Below are 18,449 nucleotides of genomic sequence, written 5' to 3'. Positions count from 1 at the left end.
CGGGTTGTTGATGCGGGGATGAAGGGCGCGGATCAGTCGGCGGGAGGAGCCGCTTCGCGCCCGTTTTCCCGGACAGTATCAGCCGAATACCAGGAAGCCCTTGACGGCGGACTGGATGTTCGAGCGCGAGATGCCGAGGTCCTGGAGGGCGCGGTCATCGAGGGCGTTGAGTTCGCGGACGGCGCGGCGGTCGGCGGCGTTCTTCTTGAGCTTTGCGAAAACGTTCATTTGTCAGGTCCTTTGGGTTTGTCTGTGTGTTTCTCTTCGTGTTGATCAATAGATAGTCGATCTCCTGCCTAGGGAAAATGCATATGCTTACACCGCAGGCATGCGGCTTTTGCATAGCACCAAAACAAGACCAATTTTCGCGCCGCGATGCTCTTCGCATCGTGCAGCAGGGGCAACAATGTTTGCGCTGTAAAACCGCCCCACCATTTGACGCCGGCAAGCCTCTCGGCATAATCTTGACCGAGAGGCGCACCATTGCATCGGCGCGCACGGAGGACTGAATGGCACGGTCGGTTTTTCGGTTTCTGTCGCGGCAGTCCGACACCGTCGAGCTTGCCAGCGAACGGCACATGCTTCGCCTCCCCCGCTTCCAGGATTACCGACAATGGTATGCGCTGCGTTCTGAAAGCCGGCGCTTCCTCGTGCCGTGGGAGCCGACCTGGCGCAACGACGAGCTGACCGAGAGCTCGTTCCGCGCCCGCGTTCTCAGAAATGAACAGGAATTTTCGTCCGGCCAGGCCGTGCCGCTCCTCGTCTTCACGCGCGCGGAAAACATGCTGCTGGGCGGGCTGACCATCGGCTATATCAGGCGCGGGGCGGCGCAATGCTGCATGGTCGGCTATTGGATGGGCGAGCGGCATGCCGGCCAGGGCCACATGCACGGCGCCCTGAAACTGGCCATAACCTATATCTTTTCGAGCCTTCAGTTGCACCGTATCGAGGCAGCCTGTATTCCAGACAATACAAGAAGCATCCGTCTCCTTGAAAAGGCCGGCTTTCAGCAGGAAGGCTACCTTCGGGAGTATCTGAAGATAAACGGGGAGTGGCGCGACCACCTGATGTTCTCGCTTCTGGCAGCCGACAGGCAGTCGTGAGCGGCACCGGCGGGCGCGGCAGGACTGGGCAGTACCTTAAGGACAATGCACTTTCAATGACGTCTTCCTTCGTGCCGCAAGCGCTGCGTGCCAGCCGGTTGCTTTCCCTCGTCCTTCTGGCAACGATGCTGCTCGCCGGCATGATGGCGGGACGCGCCTTCGCCGTCGAACCCGTCAAGATTTCCCGTGACGACACCGCGCTCGACCTCACCGCCACGACGGAGATCTATACCGGCCGGGGCGAGGCTTTCCAGGTCTCCACCGCGCCCGGCACGGACGGCATCGTGCGCCGCATCGAGGTGCGCGCGACCTCCGAGAACCATCAGGGCGACTGGGCCGTCTTCGCGCTCGCCAACGTCTCGGAAGAGCAGATCGACCGCTTGATCGTCGCCCCGCATTTCCGCCTCGTGCAATCGAAACTCTTCTGGCCGGACCTCGGCGCCAGGCGCATCATCTCGATCACGCCGAGCGAAGGCTTCGCGCTCGACCGGCAGCCGAGCGAAGAGGCGGACGTCTTCCGCATCACGCTCAACCCCGGCACGGTCGTCACCTTCGTGGCAGAACTGGCGACGCCCGACCTGCCGCAGATCTATCTTTGGCAGCCGGACGCCTACAAGGACACGGTCAACGCCTTCACGCTCTACCGCGGCATCGTGCTCGGCATCGCCGGCCTGCTCGCGGTGTTCCTCACCATCCTCTTCGTGGTGAAGGGCACATCGATGCTGCCGGCGACGGCGGCGCTCGCCTGGGCGGTGCTCGGCTATATCTGCGTCGATTTCGGCTTCCTGTCCAAGCTCATCTCGATCACCGCCGGCGACGAGCGCATATGGCGCGCGGGAACGGAGGTGTTCCTCGCGGCGGGCCTCGTCGTCTTCCTCTTCACCTACCTCAACCTCAACCGCTGGCACGCGCATCTCTCCTATGCGACGCTCGCCTGGATTCTCGGGCTCGGCCTCCTCTTCGGCGTCGCGATCTACGATCCGCCGATCGCCTCGGGCATCGCCCGCCTCTCCTTCGCGCTGACCGGCACGGTCGGCATCGTGCTGATCGCCTATCTCGGCTTCAACCGCTACGACCGCGCCATCCTGCTGGTGCCCGCCTGGGCGCTGATCCTCGTCTGGCTGTTCGGCGCCTGGCTGACGGTGACGGGCCAGCTCAACAACGACATCATCCAGCCGGCGCTCGGCGGCGGGCTCGTGCTGATCGTGCTGCTCATCGGCTTCACGGTGATGCAGCACGCCTTTGCCGGCGGTGCCTATAGCCAGGGCCTGTTCTCCGATCTCGAGCGCCAGTCGCTGGCGCTGACCGGCTCGGGCGACACCGTCTGGGACTGGGACGTGGCGCGCGACCGCGTCGTCACCATTCCCGATATCTCCATCCAGCTCGGCCTTGCCCCCGGCGTCATGCACGGCCCGGCGCGCAACTGGCTGCCGCGCCTCCACCCCGACGACCGCGACCGCTTCCGCGCGACGCTGGATGTCCTGCTGGAGCACCGCAAGGGCCGGCTCAACCATCAGTTCCGCGTGCGCGCCGAGGACGGCCACTATCACTGGCTCTCGATCCGCGCCCGCCCCGTGCTCGGCGCGAACGGCGAGATCATCCGCTGCGTCGGCACGATCATCGACATCACCGAGCAGCGTAACTCCGTCGACCGGCTCTTGCAGGACGCCCTGCACGACAACCTGACGGGCCTGCCGAACCGCCAGGTCTTCCTCGACCGCCTGCAATCACTGCTGTCGCTGACGGCCAGCTCCGACAATGTGCGCCCGACGGTGCTGACCATCGACATCGACCGTTACAAGCAGGTCAACGATGCGCTCGGCATCGCCGCCGGCGACAATATCCTGATCGCCCTCACCCGGCGCCTTCGCCGTCTCCTCAAGCCGCAGGACACGCTGGCGCGTCTTGCCGGCGATCAGTTCGGCCTGATCCTGATGTCGGAGCGCGACCCGGCCAAGGTCGCCGATTTCGCCGATGCGGTCAGCAAGGCGATCATGGTGCCGATCAATTTCGGCGGCCGCGAGATCATCCTGACGGCCTCTATCGGCCTCGTTTCCTGGGTCGACCAGCAGGAGGACGCGCCGGGGCTGCTCAACGATGCGGAGCTCGCCATGTACCGGGCCAAGAAGGCTGGCGGCAACCGCGTCGAGCCCTTCCGCCCCGCCTTCCGCACCTTCGGCGCGGACCGCCTGCAGATCGAGACGGACCTGCGCCGCGCCATCGAGCGCAAGGAACTCTCCCTCGTCTACCAGCCGATCGTCCGCCTGCAGGACGCCGAGATCGCCGGTTTCGAGGCGCTGATGCGCTGGGACCATCCCAAGCGCGGCAACATCTCGCCGACCGAGTTCATCCCGATCGCCGAGAGTTCCGACCTCATCAACCAGCTCGGCCTCTTCGCCTTCGACAAGGCGGCAAGCGACCTGATGGACTGGCAGCTCCAGACCGGCGACCTTCCCGTCTTCGTCTCGGTCAACCTCTCCAGCGCCCAGCTTCTCAACAACGAGCTCTACAACGATGTGCGCGCGGCGCTCGCCCGCACGCGCTGCGAGCCGCAGAAGATCAAGCTGGAACTCACCGAATCCGTGGTGATGGAGAACCCGGAACAGGCCCGCCTGATCCTCACCAAGCTGAAGGATGTCGGCCTCGGCCTCGCGCTGGACGATTTCGGCACCGGCCATTCCTCGCTCTCCTACCTCACCCGCTTCCCCTTCGACACGATCAAGATCGACAAGGCGCTGGTGCGCGACGGCTCGGACAAGCGCAGCGTGCTGCTGCGCTCGGTCGTCTCGATGGCGCGGGAGCTGGAAATGCAGGTCGTGGCTGAAGGCATCGAATCGGAAGAGGACGCCATCGAGCTCGGCAACATGGGCTGCGAATTCGGCCAGAGCTACCTCTTCGGCCCGCCGATCGGCTACGATTCGGTGCTGCGCCTGCTCAAGGAACGGTTTCCGCTGATGAAGCGGGCGTGAGAAGGAATTAGGCAGTAAGCAGTAGGAATTAGCTGAATATCCCTATTGCCTAAATCCTACTGCCTACTGCCTTTGACCAGCCGGTTGATGAAATCCAGCTTTTCCACGACCGGCGGCGGCAGGACGAAGGGGTAGCTGTCGGGCTGGCCCATGGAGCGCTGGATGGCGTTCATGGCGACGGAAAGGGGAATCCAGGCCTCGACGAGGCGACCCGCATTGGGCGCGCGATAGGGGTCGAAGGTGACTTCGGCTTCCAGTTCCTCGTGGCCCTTGGGGTCGGTGTTGAGGCCGAAGGCGCGGGCGGTCTCCAGCGTATCGACGATGTGGAAGAAATGCGCCCAGCATTCTGCAAAGTCCTCGGCCGGATGGCAGCTTGCATAGGTGCTGATGAAATGCTGCTGCCAGTCGGACGGCGGCCCCTGTTCGTAGTTGCGCTGGAGCGCGGCCGCATAGTCTTCGCGCTCGTCGCCGAAGAGGCGCCGCGTCTCCTCCAGCGTCGCCTCGTCGCGCACGAGCAGCGCCCAGTAGAAATGCCCGACCTCGTGGCGGAAATGGCCGAGCAGCGAACGGTAGGGCTCGCCCATGGAGACGCGCACACTTTCGCGCACCTCGTCGTCGGCCTCGGCGGCGCGCAGGCTGATCAGGCCATCCTCGTGGCCGGTCATGGCGGCGTTGACGACATTGCCGTCCGCATCCACCTCGTCGGCCAGGAAATCGAAGACGAGGCCGCCGTCCGGATCTTCCTCGCGGGTCGGGTGCGGCAGTTTCCAGCGCAGGATGGAATAGAAAAGATGCCTTTGCGCCGCGCCGATGCGCCGCCAGCGCTCCAGCCCCTTCGGATCGGTCGTCGGCACGATGCGGTTGTGGCGGCAGGCCTCGCAGAAGGCATGGGGGCTGTCGGCCGGCAGCAGCCAGTTGCAGACGTCCTGCACGGCGTTCTCGCAGAAGCGGTAGAGGCCTTCGCCGGGCGCGATCCTCCAGAACCCCTCGCCCTCCGGCACCAGCGCATGCAGCGTCACGTCCTCGGCCAGGAAACCGAGCGAGGAGCCGCAGCGCACGCAGAGGCGATTGTCGAAATGGATGGTCTGGCCGCAGGTCTTGCAGGTGAAGAGCTTCATGACGTCCCCTGGCAGGCGGTGTGGCTTCGAACGAAGACCCGCGTCGGCCACAGGCGACACGGGTATCCGTTTTTCAAGATGACGGGATGACACGCGCCATCCCTTAATGATCAGAGGCGGTCCACCGCGCCCTTGACGGCGTCCTTGGCCTTGCCGACCGCCTTCTGGGTCTTGCCCTTGGCTTCCTGGGCGGCGCCCTCGGCGCGCATCTTGGGGCTGTCGGTCGCCTTGCCCGCCGCCTGCTTGGCCTTGCCGGCCAGTTCGTTGGCCGTGCCCTTGATCTTGTCGCTCGTGCTACCCACCATCGTACTCCCGTTGTTCGAGGCGTGATCATTCACGCGGCGAAAGAACGGCGCAGGCCGGGGTAAGTTCCAGCGGAAAAATGAAAACGCATGGCGCCGGTCAGGCGTGCCCGGCCTCGGCGGAGAGCATGGCGGGCGTGATGCCCATCAGGCCGAGCGCGCGCTCGTACTTGTTGTCGAGATTGGTGTCGAAGATCAGTTCCTCCTCGGCCGGGCAGGACAGCCAGCCGTTGGCGCCGATCTCGTTTTCGATCTGCCCCGCGCCCCAGCCGGCATAGCCGAGCATCATCAGGCCGCGCTGCGGGCCGCGCCCGCGGGAAATGGCGCGCACGATGTCGAGCGTCGCCGTCAGGCAGATGTCGTCGCTGACGGGAATGCTCGATTCCGACAGGTAGTCATCGGAATGCAGGACGAAGCCGCGGCCGCTTTCCACCGGGCCGCCGCTGCGGATCGGGAAATCGAGCGTGGCGCCCGGCAGGCGGATCACCTCGTCCTCGCCCACGAGATCGAGATGCAAGAGCACATCGGAGAAGTTCAACTGCTGCGGCCGATTGATGACGAAGCCCATCGCGCCATCCTCCGAATGGGCGCAGATATAGACCACGGTGCGGGCAAAATTGGCATCAGCCATGCCCGGCATGGCGATCAGGAAATGACCGTCAAGGAAGCCGCGTTCTCGCCTGTTTTTCAGAACCGACATAGCCATAGTGCAATCAGCCTATCAATTCGCCGCCAAATGAAAAGTGTTCTTTTCACCCGGATGCAGCGCCACCCTTGCAGGATAGCTATGCCGCAGGAGCGGGCGATCAAGCTTTTATGATTGGCGCGCGAGGTTTTGTTGCTGGAAAGCGGCTGCCGCGAGCGCTAGATGTCAACACATGAAACACCTGCAAACCGCTGTCATGGCGCTGCTTTTTGTCAGTTCCGCCGCGCAGGCGGCAACCTCCTCCTGGGTCGAGACGCCGGGCGGCGATGTGCGTCTCGTCGCGCTTCCGGCGGCCAGCGACGGCACGGTGCGCGCCATGCTGGACATTCGCCTACACGACGGCTGGAAGACCTATTGGCGCGATCCGGGCGGCAGTGGCATACCGCCGACGATCGCCATCGACGGCGCTGAGCTTACCTCGATCGGCTTTCCCGCGCCCAAGCGGCTGGGCGATGCGCGGACCCACTATATCGGCTACGACAAGCCCGTCCGGCTGCCGCTGAAGCTGCACAGGGCGGAAGGCGGAGCGATCACCGCGACGGTCTTCCTCGGCGTCTGCAAGGACATCTGTATTCCCGTACAGGCGGAGCTGTCGGTGGACGCCGGCGGCGAGCGCTTTGCCAACCCGCTGGAGGAAACGGCGATCGCCGGCGCCGAAGCATCGCTTCCCCATGGCGTGGGCGAGGGTTTCAAGCCGCTTTCCGGGCGTTGGGCCGCGGACGGCAAGAGCGTGACGGTGCGCTTCGAGGCGCCGGGCGATGGCCCGCTGCCGGACGTCTTCCTTTCGGGCTCATCGACCTTCGAGTTCGGCGCGGCCGGTCCCGTCCGCCGCGAGGGCGCGGCCTTCGTCGCGGAGGTACCGGTGCTGCACAAGCCCAAGGTCTTCGATCTCGACAAGGACCCCATCCGACTGACCGTGCGCGCAGGCGAAAAGACGATGGAAAGCCCGCTTGCCATCGACTAGGCGTCCCCTATAGTTCCCGCGCATAGCATTCCGCTGACCGTACAGGAGAGACGCCGTGACCATTGCCGTTGGAGACAAGCTGCCCGACCTCAAGCTCAAGGAACGCACGCCTGATGGCCCCGCCGAGGTCTCGACCGGGGACCTGTTCAAGGGCAAGCGCGTCGTGCTCTTCGCTGTGCCGGGCGCCTTCACGCCCACCTGCTCGCTGAACCACCTGCCGGGCTATCTCGAAAACCGCGATGCGATCCTCGGCAAGGGCGTGGACGACATCGCCGTCGTCGCGGTCAACGACCATCACGTCATGGGCGCCTGGGCGACCTCGACGGGCGGCGCGGACAAGCTGCGTTTCCTCGCCGACTGGGACGCCGCCTTCACCAAGGCGCTCGGCATGGACATCGACCTTTCCGCCGGCACGCTCGGCGTGCGCTCCAAGCGCTATTCCATGCTCGTCGAGGACGGCGTGGTGAAGGCGCTGAACGTGGAAGAAAGCCCCGGCCAGGCAACGGTTTCCGGCGCGGCTGCGATGATCGAGCAGCTTTGAGCTGACGGAGGGATTTACCCCCCTCTGCCCTGCCGGGCATCTCCCCCTCAAGGGGGGAGATTGGATGGAGCGAGATCTCGCGCATCTCCGGCGATGCGATTTGAGCAGGGAGCCGGCCTCTTGCCGATCTCCCCCCTCGAGGGGGAGATGCCCGGCAGGGCAGAGGGGGGTGAGCGGCTTGCCGAAGCGTCGCCCCTTTTCACCCCCGCTTGAACGGCGACATGCCCTTTCGCGCCAGTTCGTCGGCGCGTTCGTTTTCCGGGTGGCCGGCGTGGCCCTTTACCCAGTGCCATTCGACCTTGTGGCGCAGCCGCGCCTCGTCGAGCGCCTGCCAGAGATCGCCGTTCTTCACCGGCTTCTTGTCGGCGGTCTTCCAGCCGTTCTTCTTCCAGCCGAAGATCCACTTGGAAATGCCGTCCATGACGTATTTCGAATCCGTGTAGAGATCGACCTCGCAGGGCGTCTTCAACGCGCCGAGCGCGGCGACGGCGGCGGAGAGCTCCATGCGGTTGTTGGTCGTCAGCGCCTCGCCGCCGCACATGTCCTTCTCGACCTCTCCATAACGCAGCACCGCGCCCCAGCCGCCGGGGCCCGGATTGCCCGAGCAGGCGCCGTCCGTGAAGATATCGACATGCTTCATCGGGAAAGACCGTATTCCGCGGGGCTCTGGACCTGGCGGTGGAAGCGCAGCTTGCGCAGATATTCGAGCGGGTCCTTCTTGACGACCAGCGCGCCGGGCGGCGTCATCAGCCAGTCGTAGAGCCGCGTCAGGAAGAAGCGCAGCGCCGAGCCGCGCGACAGGAGCGGCAGCGCGGCAGCCTCCTCGGCGGAAAGCGGTCGCACGCTCTCGTAGCCGGCCAGCATCGCCATGCCCTTGGTCAAGTTGAACGCGCCGTCCTTCTCGAAGCACCAGGCATTGAGGCAGGTGACGACGTCATAGGCCAAGAGGTCGTTGCAGGCGAAATAGAAGTCGATGAGGCCGGAGAGGTCGTCGCCGATGAAGAAGACGTTGTCCGGGAAGAGATCGGCATGGATGACGCCGGCCGGCAGGTCCTTCGGCCAGTTGGACTCGAGGAAGGCGAGTTCGCCGGCGATCTCGTCCTGAAGGCCCGTTTCCACCTCGTCGGCGCGCGCGGCGGATTTCTCCCACAGCGGCCGCCAGCCGTCGACCGAAAGCGCATTCTTTCGGGTGATCTCGAACCCCTCGCCGGCAAGATGCATCTGCGCCAGCGCGCGGCCGACCTCGCGGCAATGTTTTGGCGCAGGCTTCCTCAGCCACATGCCTTCGAGGAAGGAGATCATCGCGGCCGGGCGGCCGGAGAGCTCGCCGAGCAGCGCGCCGTCGTTGCGCGGCAGGGGCAGCGGGCAGGAAAGGCCCCGCTCCGCCAGATGATGCATGAGGCCGAGGAAGAACGGCAGGTCGTTCCGCTCGACGCGCTTTTCGTAGAGCGTCAGGATGAAGGCGCCCTTCGTGGTGTGGAGCAGGAAGTTGGAATTCTCCACGCCCTCGGCGATGCCCTTGTAGGACAGCAGCGTGCCCGCGTCATAGGCGGTGAGGAAACGGGAGAGATCGTCTTCGGTGATATCGGTATAGACGGCCACGGCGGGTCTCAGGCTTGCATGGATCGGATCGGTGGTCGGGTGGGAATACCCCCCTCTGGCCTGCCGGCCATCTCCCCCTCAAGGGGGGAGATCGGATGGAGAGCTGCTTCGCCCATCTTCGGCGGTGCGCTTCGAGCAAGGTTTCCGCCTCTTGCCGATCTCCCCCCTTGAGGGGGAGATGGCCGGCAGGCCAGAGGGGGGTGAGCCGCGGCGAACGCCATCCCTACCCTATTCTCCATTCACGAAGGCCATGTCGGCAGCGGTGAGCTCGATGCTGCGCAGTTCGCGGTTGACGAGGAAGTGCTCGTTCTCCTCGACCGTGTCGGCAAGCTCCACCACCGCATTGTAGCGGGTGCGAAACGCCTCGATGATCTCGTTGACGATGACCTCGGGCGCGGAAGCGCCGGCCGAGAGGCCAACGGTGCGGATGTCGCCGATAGTCTCCCAGTCGATCTCGGCGGCGCGCTGCACGAGCACGGACTTTGTCGCCCCCGCCCGCAGCGCCACCTCGACGAGGCGCTTGGAATTGGAAGAGTTCGGCGCGCCGACGATGAGGAAGAGGTCGCAGCCGGGGGCGGCCTGCTTGACGGCCTCCTGCCGGTTGGTGGTGGCGTAGCAGATCGAATCGGCGGCCGGCGCCGTGAGGTTCGGGAAGCGCTCGTGCAGGCGCTTGATGACGCCGGCCGTGTCGTCGACCGAAAGCGTCGTCTGGGTGACGAAGCCGAGATTGTCCGGATCCGGCGGCACATAGGTCTCCGCGTCCTCGACGGTCTCGACCAGCGAGACGGAGCCTTCCGGCAATTGCCCCATCGTGCCGATCACCTCCGGATGGCCGGCATGGCCGATCAAGACGACATGGCGGCCGAGGCGCTGGTGGCGCATCGCCTGCTTGTGGACCTTCGAGACGAGCGGGCATGTCGCGTCGAGATAGAAGAGGTTGCGGCTCTCCGCATCGGCGGGCACCGATTTCGGCACGCCATGCGCGGAGAACACGACGGGCTGCTGGCGGTGCTCTTCCGGAATCTCGTCGAGCTCCTCGACGAAGATCGCGCCCTTGGCTTCCAGGCCCTCCACCACATAGCGGTTGTGCACGATCTCATGGCGGACATAGACCGGCGCGCCGTAGGCCTTCAGCGCCAAGACGACGATCTGGATGGCGCGGTCGACCCCGGCGCAGAAGCCGCGCGGGCCGCAAAGCCTGATGGTCAAGTCCGGTCGGTTCTCAATCATGCGCATCGATTATCCGGCAATGAGGACGGCAACAAGGGCGATGGCCGCGGGAAGCGCCTGGATGACGAAAATCTTCCGCGAGGCCGTCGCGCCCCCATATAGGCCGGCGACCACGACCGCGCCAAGAAAAAACAATTTGATCTGGAAGGCGAAGGCCGGCTCGGGATGGACCAGCGACCAGAAGAGGCCGGCGGCGAGGAAGCCGTTGTAGAGCCCCTGATTGGCGGCGAGCACCTTCGTCGCCTCCGCGTCGGCGGGCTTCATGCCGAAGGCCCGGAGGCCCCTCGGGGTGGTCCAGAGAAACATTTCGAGGACGAGGATATAGACATGTTCGAGCGCGATGAGCGCGACGAGTATGGTGGCGAGCGCGTGCATGGTCTTTCCCCTGTTGCCCTCGCCTTTCCTACGGCATTTCAGGGCGCCGGGCGACCGCCTTTTCGCCGGAACAGCGCATAGAGGGCGACGCCCACCAGCGCGGCGGCGAGGCCGTACCAGGTGACGGCATATTGCAAATGGTTGTTCGGCAGGTCGAACTGAGTGACGGCGCCGATCGGCAGACCCTTGGGGTTGGGCGCATCGCCCGCATCGACGAAGAAGGGCACCAGCTTCTCGGCCGGGATACCGGTGCTCGACGCCATCGCATCGAGGTCCTTCCAGTAGAAGATGTTCTTGGAAAGGTCGTTGTCCGGCACGATGGAGGACGGCTTTTCGGCAAGGCGGGCGCGGGCGAGGCCCGTCACGGTCTGCTCGCCGGTGAGCTGGCCCTGCTTGCGCATTTCCGGCTCCTTCGCCTCGAAGGGCACGAAGCCGCGATTGACGAAGAGGAAGCGGCCGTCGGCAAGCCGGAGCGGCGTATAGACATGATAGCCGGTCTGGCCGCGCCAGGTGGCGAAGAAGTGACGCTCCCTGTTGTTGGCGAAGACGCCCGAAACGGTGACGGGCCGGTATTCGATATCCGCGCCCTTCGCCGCCATCGCCTCGATCTCTGCGAGGCCGGCGGGCGGGGCGATGCGGCGTTCGCTCATGTCGGCGAGAAGCTGCTCCTTCCAGTGGAGGCGCTGCACCTGCCAGGTGCCGAGCGAAAGCAGGATGGCAAGCGCCACGAAGAAGGCGAGCGTGGTCAGGACGACCTTGCCCCTGCCGATGCGCGGCCTGTGGTTCGCCGGCACCTCAGCCATGGTCGATCTCGCCCGGACGCGCATTGTTGCGGTACTGCAGCGTGATCAGCATGCCCTTGAGGATGCGCGTGAGGCCCAGGCCGAGCACGATCACCAGCGGGATCCAGAGCACGAAATGCACCCAGAGCGGCGGGTTGACGTTCACCTCCATCCACAGCGCCGCGCCGACGACGATGAAGCCGACGATCAGCAGCACGAAGACGACCGGGCCGTCCCCCGAATCGGCGAAGGAATAGTCGAGCCCGCAATTCGTGCAGGCCGGCTTCACCTTCAGGAGCCCGTCGAACAGCCTGCCCTGTCCGCAGCGCGGGCAGCAGCCGCGCGCGCCGGCGCTGATGGGTTCGATGGGCGGGTAGAGGGCCTTGTCGTCGTCCATGGCGATCGTTCCGTTCTGTCCTTGCTGTCACAAGCGAGCGCGCGAAGCCCCCTCACCTGCCTGCCAGCTATACATCGCCCGCTCGCCGCCCGTCCAACCGAAAGGCCGCGACAATGCACCGCAAGTCATGACCTCCACCAGAGGTGGAGGTTTGAAACGCTGCGCTTGAACCGCTAGAAGCGGTTTTGCTATGTGTTAGTAGCTACGGTTAAAGAGGTCGGCAAAGTCGGAAGCTTTGTCGGCCTTTTCCTGATTACGGATATAACGTCTGACGACCTGCTCATCATAGCCAGCCGTAGAGACGAAGTACCCACGCGCCCAAAAGTGATAGCCCTTGTAGCGCCGCTTGCGGGCATATTTGTTGGCCACGTAAAGGGCCGTCTTGCCTTTCAAAAAGCCGACAATCGAAGACACCGAGTATTTCGGCGGGATCGATATCAGCATGTGCACATGGTCGGGCATCAAGTGCCCTTCCCTGATCTCGCATCCCTTTTGTCGAGCAAGATTATGCAGCAGATCACCCAACTCACGCCTTACGTCCCCGTAAAGGCGCTTCGTTCGGTACTTACTCGCGAAGACCACATGATATTTGCAGTCCCACGTCGCGTGTGATTGCGATCGTTCGTCCATAAAACCTCCGTTCTATGTCTCGGCCAATCTAGCGGTCCAAGCGCGGAGGTCTCTCAACGACAATGTAGAACCAGTCCAGTCCTCCACCGTAGGTGGAGGTTTATTTATTCCATAAGAAAAACGGCCGCATCGCTGCGGCCGTTCGAAAGTCGTCTATCGCCGGCTCAGCCGTGCGAGATCGGCGCGCCCCAGCCACCCCAGATGTAGATGGAGAAGAACAGGAACAGCCAGACGACGTCGACGAAGTGCCAGTACCAGGCGGCGGCCTCGAAGCCGAAATGCTGCTTCGGCGTGAAGTCGCCGCGCATGGCGCGCACGAGGCAGACGATCAGGAAGATCGTGCCGACCAGGACGTGGAAGCCGTGGAAACCGGTCGCCATGAAGAAGGTCGCGCCGTAGATCGAGTCCTTGAAGGCGAACGGAGCGTGGGCGTATTCGTAGGCCTGCACGAAGGAGAACAGCACGCCGAGGGCGACCGTCAGCGCGAGGCCGTTGACGAGGCCCTTGCGGTCGTTGTGCAGCAGCGCGTGGTGCGCCCAGGTCACGCAGGTGCCCGAAAGCAGCAGGATGACGGTGTTGTAGAGCGGCAGGTGCCAGGGATCGAGAACCTCGATGCCCTTCGGCGGCCAGACGCCGCCGGTATGCTCGACGCGGGCGGCCTGGATGAGCTCGCCCGGGAACAGGCTGGCGTCGAAGAAGGCCCAGAACCAGGCGACGAAGAACATCACCTCGGAGGCGATGAACATGATCATGCCGTAGCGCAGGTGCAGCGAGACGACGCGCGTATGGTGGCCCTCATGGGCTTCCTTCACCGTGTCCGCCCACCAGGCGTACATGGTGTAGAGCGTGATCACGAGACCGATGAAGAATATCCACGGATTGGCGAGGTTGACGCCGAACAGGTGGAACGCACCGCCCGAAAGGTAGCGCATGTAGCCGATACCGCCGAACGCCAGAACGAAGGCGCCAATGGAGGCGAGCAACGGCCACGGGCTCGGGTCGATGATGTGGTAGTCGTGTTTCTTCTGGTGCGCATCGGCCATGTGACGTATCCCCAATGTATCGCGTTCCATTCCCGGCATAGCCGGAAACGCATGTCTTTCAAAGCTTGTTCGCGTCGTCCGCCGTCTTGTCCGCAGCCGAAGCGACCGGCTTCGACGCCTCATGCGGATAGAAGGTGTAGGACAGCGTGATCGTGTGGATGCCCTTCGTCTCGACCGGCTCGACGATGGCGGGGTCGACGAAGAAGACGACGGGCATTTCCAGTTCCTCGCCCGGCTTCAGCGTGGTTTCGGTGAAGCAGAAGCACTGGACCTTGTTGAAATAGGCGCCGGCGGCCTGCGGCGTGACGTTGAACGTCGCCTGGCCGGTCGTCGGCGTCGAGGCGTTGTTGCGCGCCTTGTAGAGAATCTGCACGGTCTCGCCGATCTTCAGCTCGACCTCGCGCTGCACCGGCTCGAAGGACCAGGGCAGGCCCGGGCCGACATTGGCGTCGAAGCGCACCTTGATCTTGCGGTCGAGGATGACGTCGGAGGCCTGCTCGACGCGCTGCGTCGTGCCGCCGTAGCCCGTCACCTTGCAGAACATTTCGTAAAGCGGCACGGCGGCATAGGCCATGCCGACCATGCCGATGACGAAGGAACAGCAGATGGCGACGATGACGCCGTTGCCCATTCCGCTTTTCTCGGCGCCACTTTTCCCGGGGCCGCTCTTGTTGATATCGCTCATACTCAGCCTGCCATTCCGCCGGAGAATTTCACCAGCGTGACGATATAGAAGAGCACGACGAGGCCGAGAAGGACGATGCCGAGCGCGATGTTGCGACCGCGGCGCGACTTCTTCTGGCTTTCCGTGAGATTTACCGTTTCCATGACTATACCCATCCAAATGACGCGATCAGGTGATCGAGCATGAGGCCGGAGAAGACCGCGAACAGATAGACGATGGAGAAGGCGAAGAGCTTCTTGGCCGGCACCATCGCGCGGTCGCCTTCCGGCATGCGCAGCACGCCGACAGAGTACCACACGAAGCCGAGGCCGAGCGCTGCGGCAAAGAGACCGTAACCAAGGCTTGCCATGCCAAGGAAGGTCGGCACCACGGCGATGGCGGCGGTCAGCACCGCATAGATCAGGATCTGCACCTTGGTGGTGGCTTCGCCCGAGACGTTCGGCAGCATCGGCACGCCGACGGCGTCGTAGTCGCGCATCTTGAACAGCGCGAGCGCCCAGAAATGCGCCGGGGTCCACAGGAAGGTGATGAGGAAGAGCACGACGCTCTCGATGGAGATGCCGCCGGTGACGCAGGCCCAGCCGATCATCGGCGGGAAGGCGCCGGCCGCGCCACCGATGACGATGTTCTGCGGCGTCGAGCGCTTCAGCCACATCGTGTAGATGACGGCGTAGAAGAAGATGGTGAAGGCGAGCAGGCCGGCTGCCAGCCAGTTGACCGCAAGGCCAAGGATCGCGACCGAGAAGGCGGAGAGCGTCAGGCCGAAGGCGAGCGCTTCTTCCGGGCGGATGCGGCCGGAGGGAATGGGACGCTTGGCGGTGCGGGTCATGACCGCGTCGATGTCGGCGTCGTACCACATGTTGAGGGCACCGGACGCGCCGGCGCCCACGGCGATACAGAGGATCGCGATGGCGCCGATGAACGGGTTGATCGTGCCCGGCGCGACGACGAGGCCGGCAAAGGCCGTGAAGACGACGAGCGACATGACGCGCGGCTTCAGGAGCTCGAAGAAATCACGCGGCGACGCTTCGGAGAGGTAGACCTCGCCGCCGCCCGGAACCGTTTCGTGATGCTCGATGACCGCCATGTTCTTTCCGTCGCTCTTTCGGCCGGTCCACCCGGCCTTTGATTTTAGGGGCCGCCGTTGCCGGCGGCCCCGATCGTTTCAAGATCTTACTTGATCTTCGGGAGCTGTTCCCACTGGTGGAACGGCGGCGGCGAAGAGAGCTGCCATTCCAGGGTGTTGGCACCCTCGCCCCAAGGATTGTCGCCGGCGACGCGCTTCTTGGCGAAGGCTTCGAAGACGCCGAAGAGGAAGATTAGCACCGCGACGGCCGAGATGTAGGAGCCGTAGGACGACACCGCGTTCCACCCTGCGAACGCATCCGGATAGTCGATGTAGCGGCGCGGCATGCCGGCGAGGCCCAGGAAGTGCTGCGGGAAGAAGATCAGGTTCACGCCGATGAACATGACCCAGAAGTGCAGCTTGCCGATGAACTCGGAATACATGTAGCCGGTCATCTTCGGGAACCAGTAGTACCAGGCCGCGAAGATGGCGAAGACGGCGCCGAGCGACAGCACGTAGTGGAAGTGGGCAACCACGTAGTAGGTGTCGTGCAGGGCGCGGTCGAGGCCGGCATTGGCGAGCTGGACGCCCGTCACGCCGCCGACGGTGAACAGGAAGATGAAGCCGATCGCCCAGACCATCGGGGTCGTGAAGCGGATCGAGCCGCCCCACATCGTCGCGATCCACGAGAAGATCTTCACGCCCGTCGGAACCGCGATGACCATCGTGGCGAAGACGAAGTAGCGCTGCGTGTCGAGCGACATGCCGACCGTGTACATGTGGTGCGCCCACACGATGAAGCCGACGGCGCCGATGGCGACCATGGCATAGGCCATGCCGAGGTAGCCGAAGATCGGCTTGCGCGCGAAGGTGGAGACGATGTGGCTGACGATGCCGAAGCCGGGCAGGATCAGGATGTACACTTCCGGGTGGCCGAAGAACCAGAACAGGTGCTGGAAGAGGATCGGGTCACCGCCGTTTTCCGGCGCGAAGAAGGCCGTGCCGAAGTTGCGGTCGGTGAGCAGCATGGTGATGCCGCCTGCCAGGACCGGCAGCGAGAGCAGCAGCAGGAAGGCGGTGATCAGCACCGACCAGGCGAAGAGCGGCATCTTGTGCAGCGTCATGCCCGGAGCGCGCATGTTGAGGATCGTCGTGATGAAGTTGATCGCGCCGAGGATCGAGGAGGCGCCGGCAATGTGCAGGCCGAGGATCACGAAGTCCATGGCAGGACCCGGCTGGCCGGAGGTCGAGAACGGCGGATAGATCGTCCAGCCGCCGCCCGCGCCGTAGGCGCCCGCCGGGCCTTCGACGAACATCGATAGCAGGACCAGCAGGAAGGCCGGGATGATGAGCCAGAACGAAATGTTGTTCATGCGCGGGAACGCCATGTCGGGCGCGCCGATCATGATCGGCACCATCCAGTTGGCAAAGCCGCCGATGAGCGCCGGCATGACCATGAAGAAGATCATGATGAGCGCGTGCGCCGTCGTGAAGACGTTGAACATGTGCTTGCCGCCGTCGATGGCGGCATCGCCCTCGAAGCCATAGACCATCTGGGCGAGACCATGGAAGATCTGGATGCCCGGCTCCTGCAGTTCCATGCGCATCACCACCGACAGCGTGCCGCCGATGATGCCCGCACAGATCGCGAAGATCAGGTAGAGGGTGCCGATATCCTTGTGGTTGGTCGACAGGAACCAACGCTGGAAGAAGGTGAGCGGCTTGTGTTCGTGGTGATCGTGGTGATCGCCGTGGGCAGCGGATGTTCCGGCCATGGTCTCAACTCCCTAGGTATTACTGCGCGGCGTTCTGGGCGACGTCTACGGCCTTCGCCGCACCGTCGACAGACGCCATCAGGGCCTTGTTTGCCTCGCCGACATTGGTCGCGGCGGCAGCAAGCCAGGTATCGAACTTCTCCTGCGAGACGACGCGCACGGCGATCGGCATGTACGCGTGGTCCTTGCCGCAGAGCTCGGAACACTGGCCGTAGAACAGGCCTTCGCGGTCTGCCTTGAACCAGGTCTCGTTCAGGCGGCCCGGAACGGCGTCGATCTTGATGCCGAAGGACGGCATGGCGAAGGCGTGGATCACGTCGGCGGCGGTGACGAGGAGGCGGACATGCTTGCCGACCGGAACGACGATCTCGTTGTCGACGGCAAGAAGACGCGGATAGACCGACTTGTCTTCCTTGCCGGCAGCGGCGCGGTCGGCGTCCTGCATCAGCAGGCTGTCGAAGGAAACCGGGGTCTCGCCCGTCTGGTATTCATAACCCCAGTACCACTGGAAGCCGGTGGCCTTGATGGTCAGCTCGGGCTCTTCCGTCGGCGCAAGCTGCTTGGTCAGGAGCTGGAAGGAGGGAACCGCGAGGAAGAGGAGAACGATGACCGGACCGAGCGTCCAGACGACTTCGATCGCCGTGTTGTGGCTGGTCTTGGACGGCACCGGGTTCGCGCTTTCGCGGAACTTCACGACGATGACGATGAGCAGGGCGAGAACGAACAGCGTGATCGGGACGATGAACCAGAGTGTGTACTGCTCGAACCAGCGAATCTCTTCCATGATCGAGGTGGCGGCCGGCTGGAGGCCCTTCTGCCAGTCGAACGGCTGATCCGCGAAAGCGGTCGAAGCAAAGAGCAGACAGCCGATCGCGGCCAGAACTGCAAAAGCTTTGTTTTTCACAACGTATCTCCCCAAGGCGTTTGATCGGGATCAAACAGATGCGCAGAATCCCTGCTATACTGAGTGCTTAAAATCATAGTTTGGTTCGGGCCGCAACACCCGTCCATTCACTGCAATGCGGCATTTTTGCGCAATGCCAAATCCGGACCGGCTCATCAGCCGCTACAATGATTTCTATCGCGGTCGCGCCGGGATATCCACCACATCTTGGGAATAGGTTGCCACAGCGGCACCCAAATTGCGCCTCAGTCCGGGCT

General features: G+C 64.0%; 20 protein-coding genes and 1 pseudogene. 4 read left to right on the top strand and 17 right to left on the bottom strand.

Annotation, left to right across the window (positions count from 1 at the left end):
- Positions 1–78: 78 nt before the first annotated feature.
- Complete coding sequence (locus Q9316_RS04710) at positions 79–228, bottom strand: DUF1127 domain-containing protein (protein ID WP_306034083.1); 150 nt, start codon at positions 226–228, stop codon at positions 79–81.
- Positions 229–509: 281 nt separating this feature from the next.
- Between Q9316_RS04710 and Q9316_RS04705 the strand changes: the two genes are divergently transcribed.
- Complete coding sequence (locus Q9316_RS04705) at positions 510–1,103, top strand: GNAT family N-acetyltransferase (RefSeq protein ID WP_306034082.1); 594 nt, start codon at positions 510–512, stop codon at positions 1,101–1,103.
- Positions 1,104–1,228: 125 nt separating this feature from the next.
- Positions 1,229–4,072, top strand: coding sequence for an EAL domain-containing protein (locus Q9316_RS04700; protein ID WP_306035210.1), 2,844 nt, complete (start codon positions 1,229–1,231; stop codon positions 4,070–4,072).
- A gap of 56 nt (positions 4,073–4,128) precedes the next feature.
- Here Q9316_RS04700 and Q9316_RS04695 read toward each other — a convergent pair whose 3' ends face one another.
- The 3 genes from Q9316_RS04695 to Q9316_RS04685 all read right to left on the bottom strand — a co-directional run bounded on the left by Q9316_RS04695 (position 4,129) and on the right by Q9316_RS04685 (position 6,198).
- The gene (locus tag Q9316_RS04695; RefSeq protein ID WP_306034081.1) at positions 4,129–5,190 is read right to left on the bottom strand and encodes a zinc-binding metallopeptidase family protein; all 1,062 of its coding nucleotides are present in this window, start codon (positions 5,188–5,190) and stop codon (positions 4,129–4,131) included.
- Positions 5,191–5,300: 110 nt separating this feature from the next.
- Complete coding sequence (locus tag Q9316_RS04690) at positions 5,301–5,492, bottom strand: CsbD family protein (protein WP_306035209.1); 192 nt, start codon at positions 5,490–5,492, stop codon at positions 5,301–5,303.
- 100 nt (positions 5,493–5,592) lie between these two features.
- Positions 5,593–6,198, bottom strand: coding sequence for a YqgE/AlgH family protein (locus Q9316_RS04685; protein ID WP_306034080.1), 606 nt, complete (start codon positions 6,196–6,198; stop codon positions 5,593–5,595).
- Between the two features lie 172 nt (positions 6,199–6,370).
- Here Q9316_RS04685 and Q9316_RS04680 point away from each other — a divergent pair, with 172 nt between their 5' ends.
- Both Q9316_RS04680 and Q9316_RS04675 read left to right on the top strand, forming a co-directional pair.
- Positions 6,371–7,162: a protein-disulfide reductase DsbD domain-containing protein gene (locus Q9316_RS04680; protein ID WP_306034079.1), complete on the top strand. Its 792-nt coding sequence runs from the start codon at positions 6,371–6,373 to the stop codon at positions 7,160–7,162.
- Positions 7,163–7,217: 55 nt separating this feature from the next.
- Positions 7,218–7,703, top strand: a complete 486-nt coding sequence (locus Q9316_RS04675; RefSeq protein ID WP_306034078.1) for a peroxiredoxin — start codon at positions 7,218–7,220, stop codon at positions 7,701–7,703.
- 199 nt (positions 7,704–7,902) lie between these two features.
- On the opposite strand, the gene rnhA is transcribed toward Q9316_RS04675, so the two are convergent.
- The 13 genes and pseudogenes from rnhA to coxB all read right to left on the bottom strand — a co-directional run bounded on the left by rnhA (position 7,903) and on the right by coxB (position 18,192).
- Positions 7,903–8,343, bottom strand: coding sequence for a ribonuclease HI (gene rnhA, locus Q9316_RS04670; protein WP_306034077.1), 441 nt, complete (start codon positions 8,341–8,343; stop codon positions 7,903–7,905).
- On the bottom strand, positions 8,340–9,305 hold the full coding sequence (locus tag Q9316_RS04665; RefSeq protein ID WP_306034076.1) for a homoserine kinase: 966 nt from the start codon (positions 9,303–9,305) through the stop codon (positions 8,340–8,342). The genes rnhA and Q9316_RS04665 overlap by 4 nt, the downstream gene beginning before the upstream one ends.
- Positions 9,306–9,533: 228 nt before the next feature.
- Positions 9,534–10,535 carry a 4-hydroxy-3-methylbut-2-enyl diphosphate reductase gene (ispH, locus tag Q9316_RS04660; protein ID WP_371877956.1) on the bottom strand — a complete coding sequence of 334 codons (1,002 nt, stop codon included), beginning with the start codon at positions 10,533–10,535 and terminating at the stop codon, positions 9,534–9,536.
- A 9-nt stretch (positions 10,536–10,544) separates the two neighbouring features.
- On the bottom strand, positions 10,545–10,910 hold the full coding sequence (locus Q9316_RS04655) for a DUF1304 domain-containing protein (protein WP_306034074.1): 366 nt from the start codon (positions 10,908–10,910) through the stop codon (positions 10,545–10,547).
- Between the two features lie 38 nt (positions 10,911–10,948).
- On the bottom strand, positions 10,949–11,713 hold the full coding sequence (locus Q9316_RS04650; RefSeq protein ID WP_306034073.1) for an SURF1 family protein: 765 nt from the start codon (positions 11,711–11,713) through the stop codon (positions 10,949–10,951).
- Complete coding sequence (locus Q9316_RS04645) at positions 11,706–12,089, bottom strand: DUF983 domain-containing protein (protein ID WP_306034072.1); 384 nt, start codon at positions 12,087–12,089, stop codon at positions 11,706–11,708. The genes Q9316_RS04650 and Q9316_RS04645 overlap by 8 nt, the downstream gene beginning before the upstream one ends.
- 195 nt (positions 12,090–12,284) lie before the next feature.
- Positions 12,285–12,719, bottom strand: coding sequence for an IS200/IS605 family transposase (tnpA, locus tag Q9316_RS04640; RefSeq protein ID WP_306031944.1), 435 nt, complete (start codon positions 12,717–12,719; stop codon positions 12,285–12,287).
- Positions 12,720–12,883: 164 nt separating this feature from the next.
- Entirely contained in the window at positions 12,884–13,762 is an 879-nt protein-coding gene (locus Q9316_RS04635; RefSeq protein ID WP_306034071.1) for a cytochrome c oxidase subunit 3, read from the bottom strand.
- A gap of 58 nt (positions 13,763–13,820) precedes the next feature.
- A complete protein-coding gene (locus Q9316_RS04630; protein ID WP_371877955.1) occupies positions 13,821–14,447 on the bottom strand; it encodes a cytochrome c oxidase assembly protein in 627 nt (208 codons plus the stop codon).
- A 2-nt stretch (positions 14,448–14,449) separates the two neighbouring features.
- Complete coding sequence (locus tag Q9316_RS04625; RefSeq protein ID WP_306034070.1) at positions 14,450–14,590, bottom strand: hypothetical protein; 141 nt, start codon at positions 14,588–14,590, stop codon at positions 14,450–14,452.
- Positions 14,588–15,534, bottom strand: a pseudogene (locus tag Q9316_RS04620) (heme o synthase); the annotation flags it as partial. The gene Q9316_RS04625 and the pseudogene Q9316_RS04620, both read right to left, overlap by 3 nt.
- Positions 15,535–15,620: 86 nt before the next feature.
- A complete protein-coding gene (gene ctaD / locus Q9316_RS04615; protein WP_306034068.1) occupies positions 15,621–17,288 on the bottom strand; it encodes a cytochrome c oxidase subunit I in 1,668 nt (555 codons plus the stop codon).
- Between the two features lie 19 nt (positions 17,289–17,307).
- Positions 17,308–18,192 (bottom strand): cytochrome c oxidase subunit II, encoded by an 885-nt coding sequence (coxB, locus tag Q9316_RS04610; protein WP_306034067.1) that lies wholly within the window; start codon positions 18,190–18,192, stop codon positions 17,308–17,310.
- Positions 18,193–18,449 lie beyond the last annotated feature (257 nt).

The sequence above is a fragment of the Shinella zoogloeoides genome (assembly GCF_030733845.1).
Taxonomy (GTDB): Bacteria; Pseudomonadota; Alphaproteobacteria; order Rhizobiales; family Rhizobiaceae; genus Shinella; species Shinella zoogloeoides_C.
Note: the sequence above shows the minus strand (reverse complement) of the source record. Positions and strands in the feature narration are given on the sequence as shown.

Bases quoted from the DNA above. Each gene is read 5' to 3' on its own strand.
- Q9316_RS04680 (WP_306034079.1), top strand. From the start codon at position 6,371: ATGAAACACCTGCAAACCGCTGTCATGGCGCTGCTTTTTGTCAGTTCC.
- Q9316_RS04630 (WP_371877955.1), bottom strand. From the start codon at position 14,447: ATGAGCGATATCAACAAGAGCGGCCCCGGGAAAAGTGGCGCCGAGAAA.
- Q9316_RS04625 (WP_306034070.1), bottom strand. From the start codon at position 14,590: ATGGAAACGGTAAATCTCACGGAAAGCCAGAAGAAGTCGCGCCGCGGT.
- Q9316_RS04685 (WP_306034080.1), bottom strand. From the start codon at position 6,198: ATGGCTATGTCGGTTCTGAAAAACAGGCGAGAACGCGGCTTCCTTGAC.
- Q9316_RS04710 (WP_306034083.1), bottom strand. From the start codon at position 228: ATGAACGTTTTCGCAAAGCTCAAGAAGAACGCCGCCGACCGCCGCGCC.
- Q9316_RS04655 (WP_306034074.1), bottom strand. From the start codon at position 10,910: ATGCACGCGCTCGCCACCATACTCGTCGCGCTCATCGCGCTCGAACAT.
- rnhA (WP_306034077.1), bottom strand. From the start codon at position 8,343: ATGAAGCATGTCGATATCTTCACGGACGGCGCCTGCTCGGGCAATCCG.
- Q9316_RS04635 (WP_306034071.1), bottom strand. From the start codon at position 13,762: ATGGCCGATGCGCACCAGAAGAAACACGACTACCACATCATCGACCCG.
- Q9316_RS04695 (WP_306034081.1), bottom strand. From the start codon at position 5,190: ATGAAGCTCTTCACCTGCAAGACCTGCGGCCAGACCATCCATTTCGAC.
- ispH (WP_371877956.1), bottom strand. From the start codon at position 10,535: ATGATTGAGAACCGACCGGACTTGACCATCAGGCTTTGCGGCCCGCGC.
- Q9316_RS04645 (WP_306034072.1), bottom strand. From the start codon at position 12,089: ATGGACGACGACAAGGCCCTCTACCCGCCCATCGAACCCATCAGCGCC.
- Q9316_RS04705 (WP_306034082.1), top strand. From the start codon at position 510: ATGGCACGGTCGGTTTTTCGGTTTCTGTCGCGGCAGTCCGACACCGTC.
- tnpA (WP_306031944.1), bottom strand. From the start codon at position 12,719: ATGGACGAACGATCGCAATCACACGCGACGTGGGACTGCAAATATCAT.
- ctaD (WP_306034068.1), bottom strand. From the start codon at position 17,288: ATGGCCGGAACATCCGCTGCCCACGGCGATCACCACGATCACCACGAA.
- Q9316_RS04700 (WP_306035210.1), top strand. From the start codon at position 1,229: ATGCTGCTCGCCGGCATGATGGCGGGACGCGCCTTCGCCGTCGAACCC.
- Q9316_RS04650 (WP_306034073.1), bottom strand. From the start codon at position 11,713: ATGGCTGAGGTGCCGGCGAACCACAGGCCGCGCATCGGCAGGGGCAAG.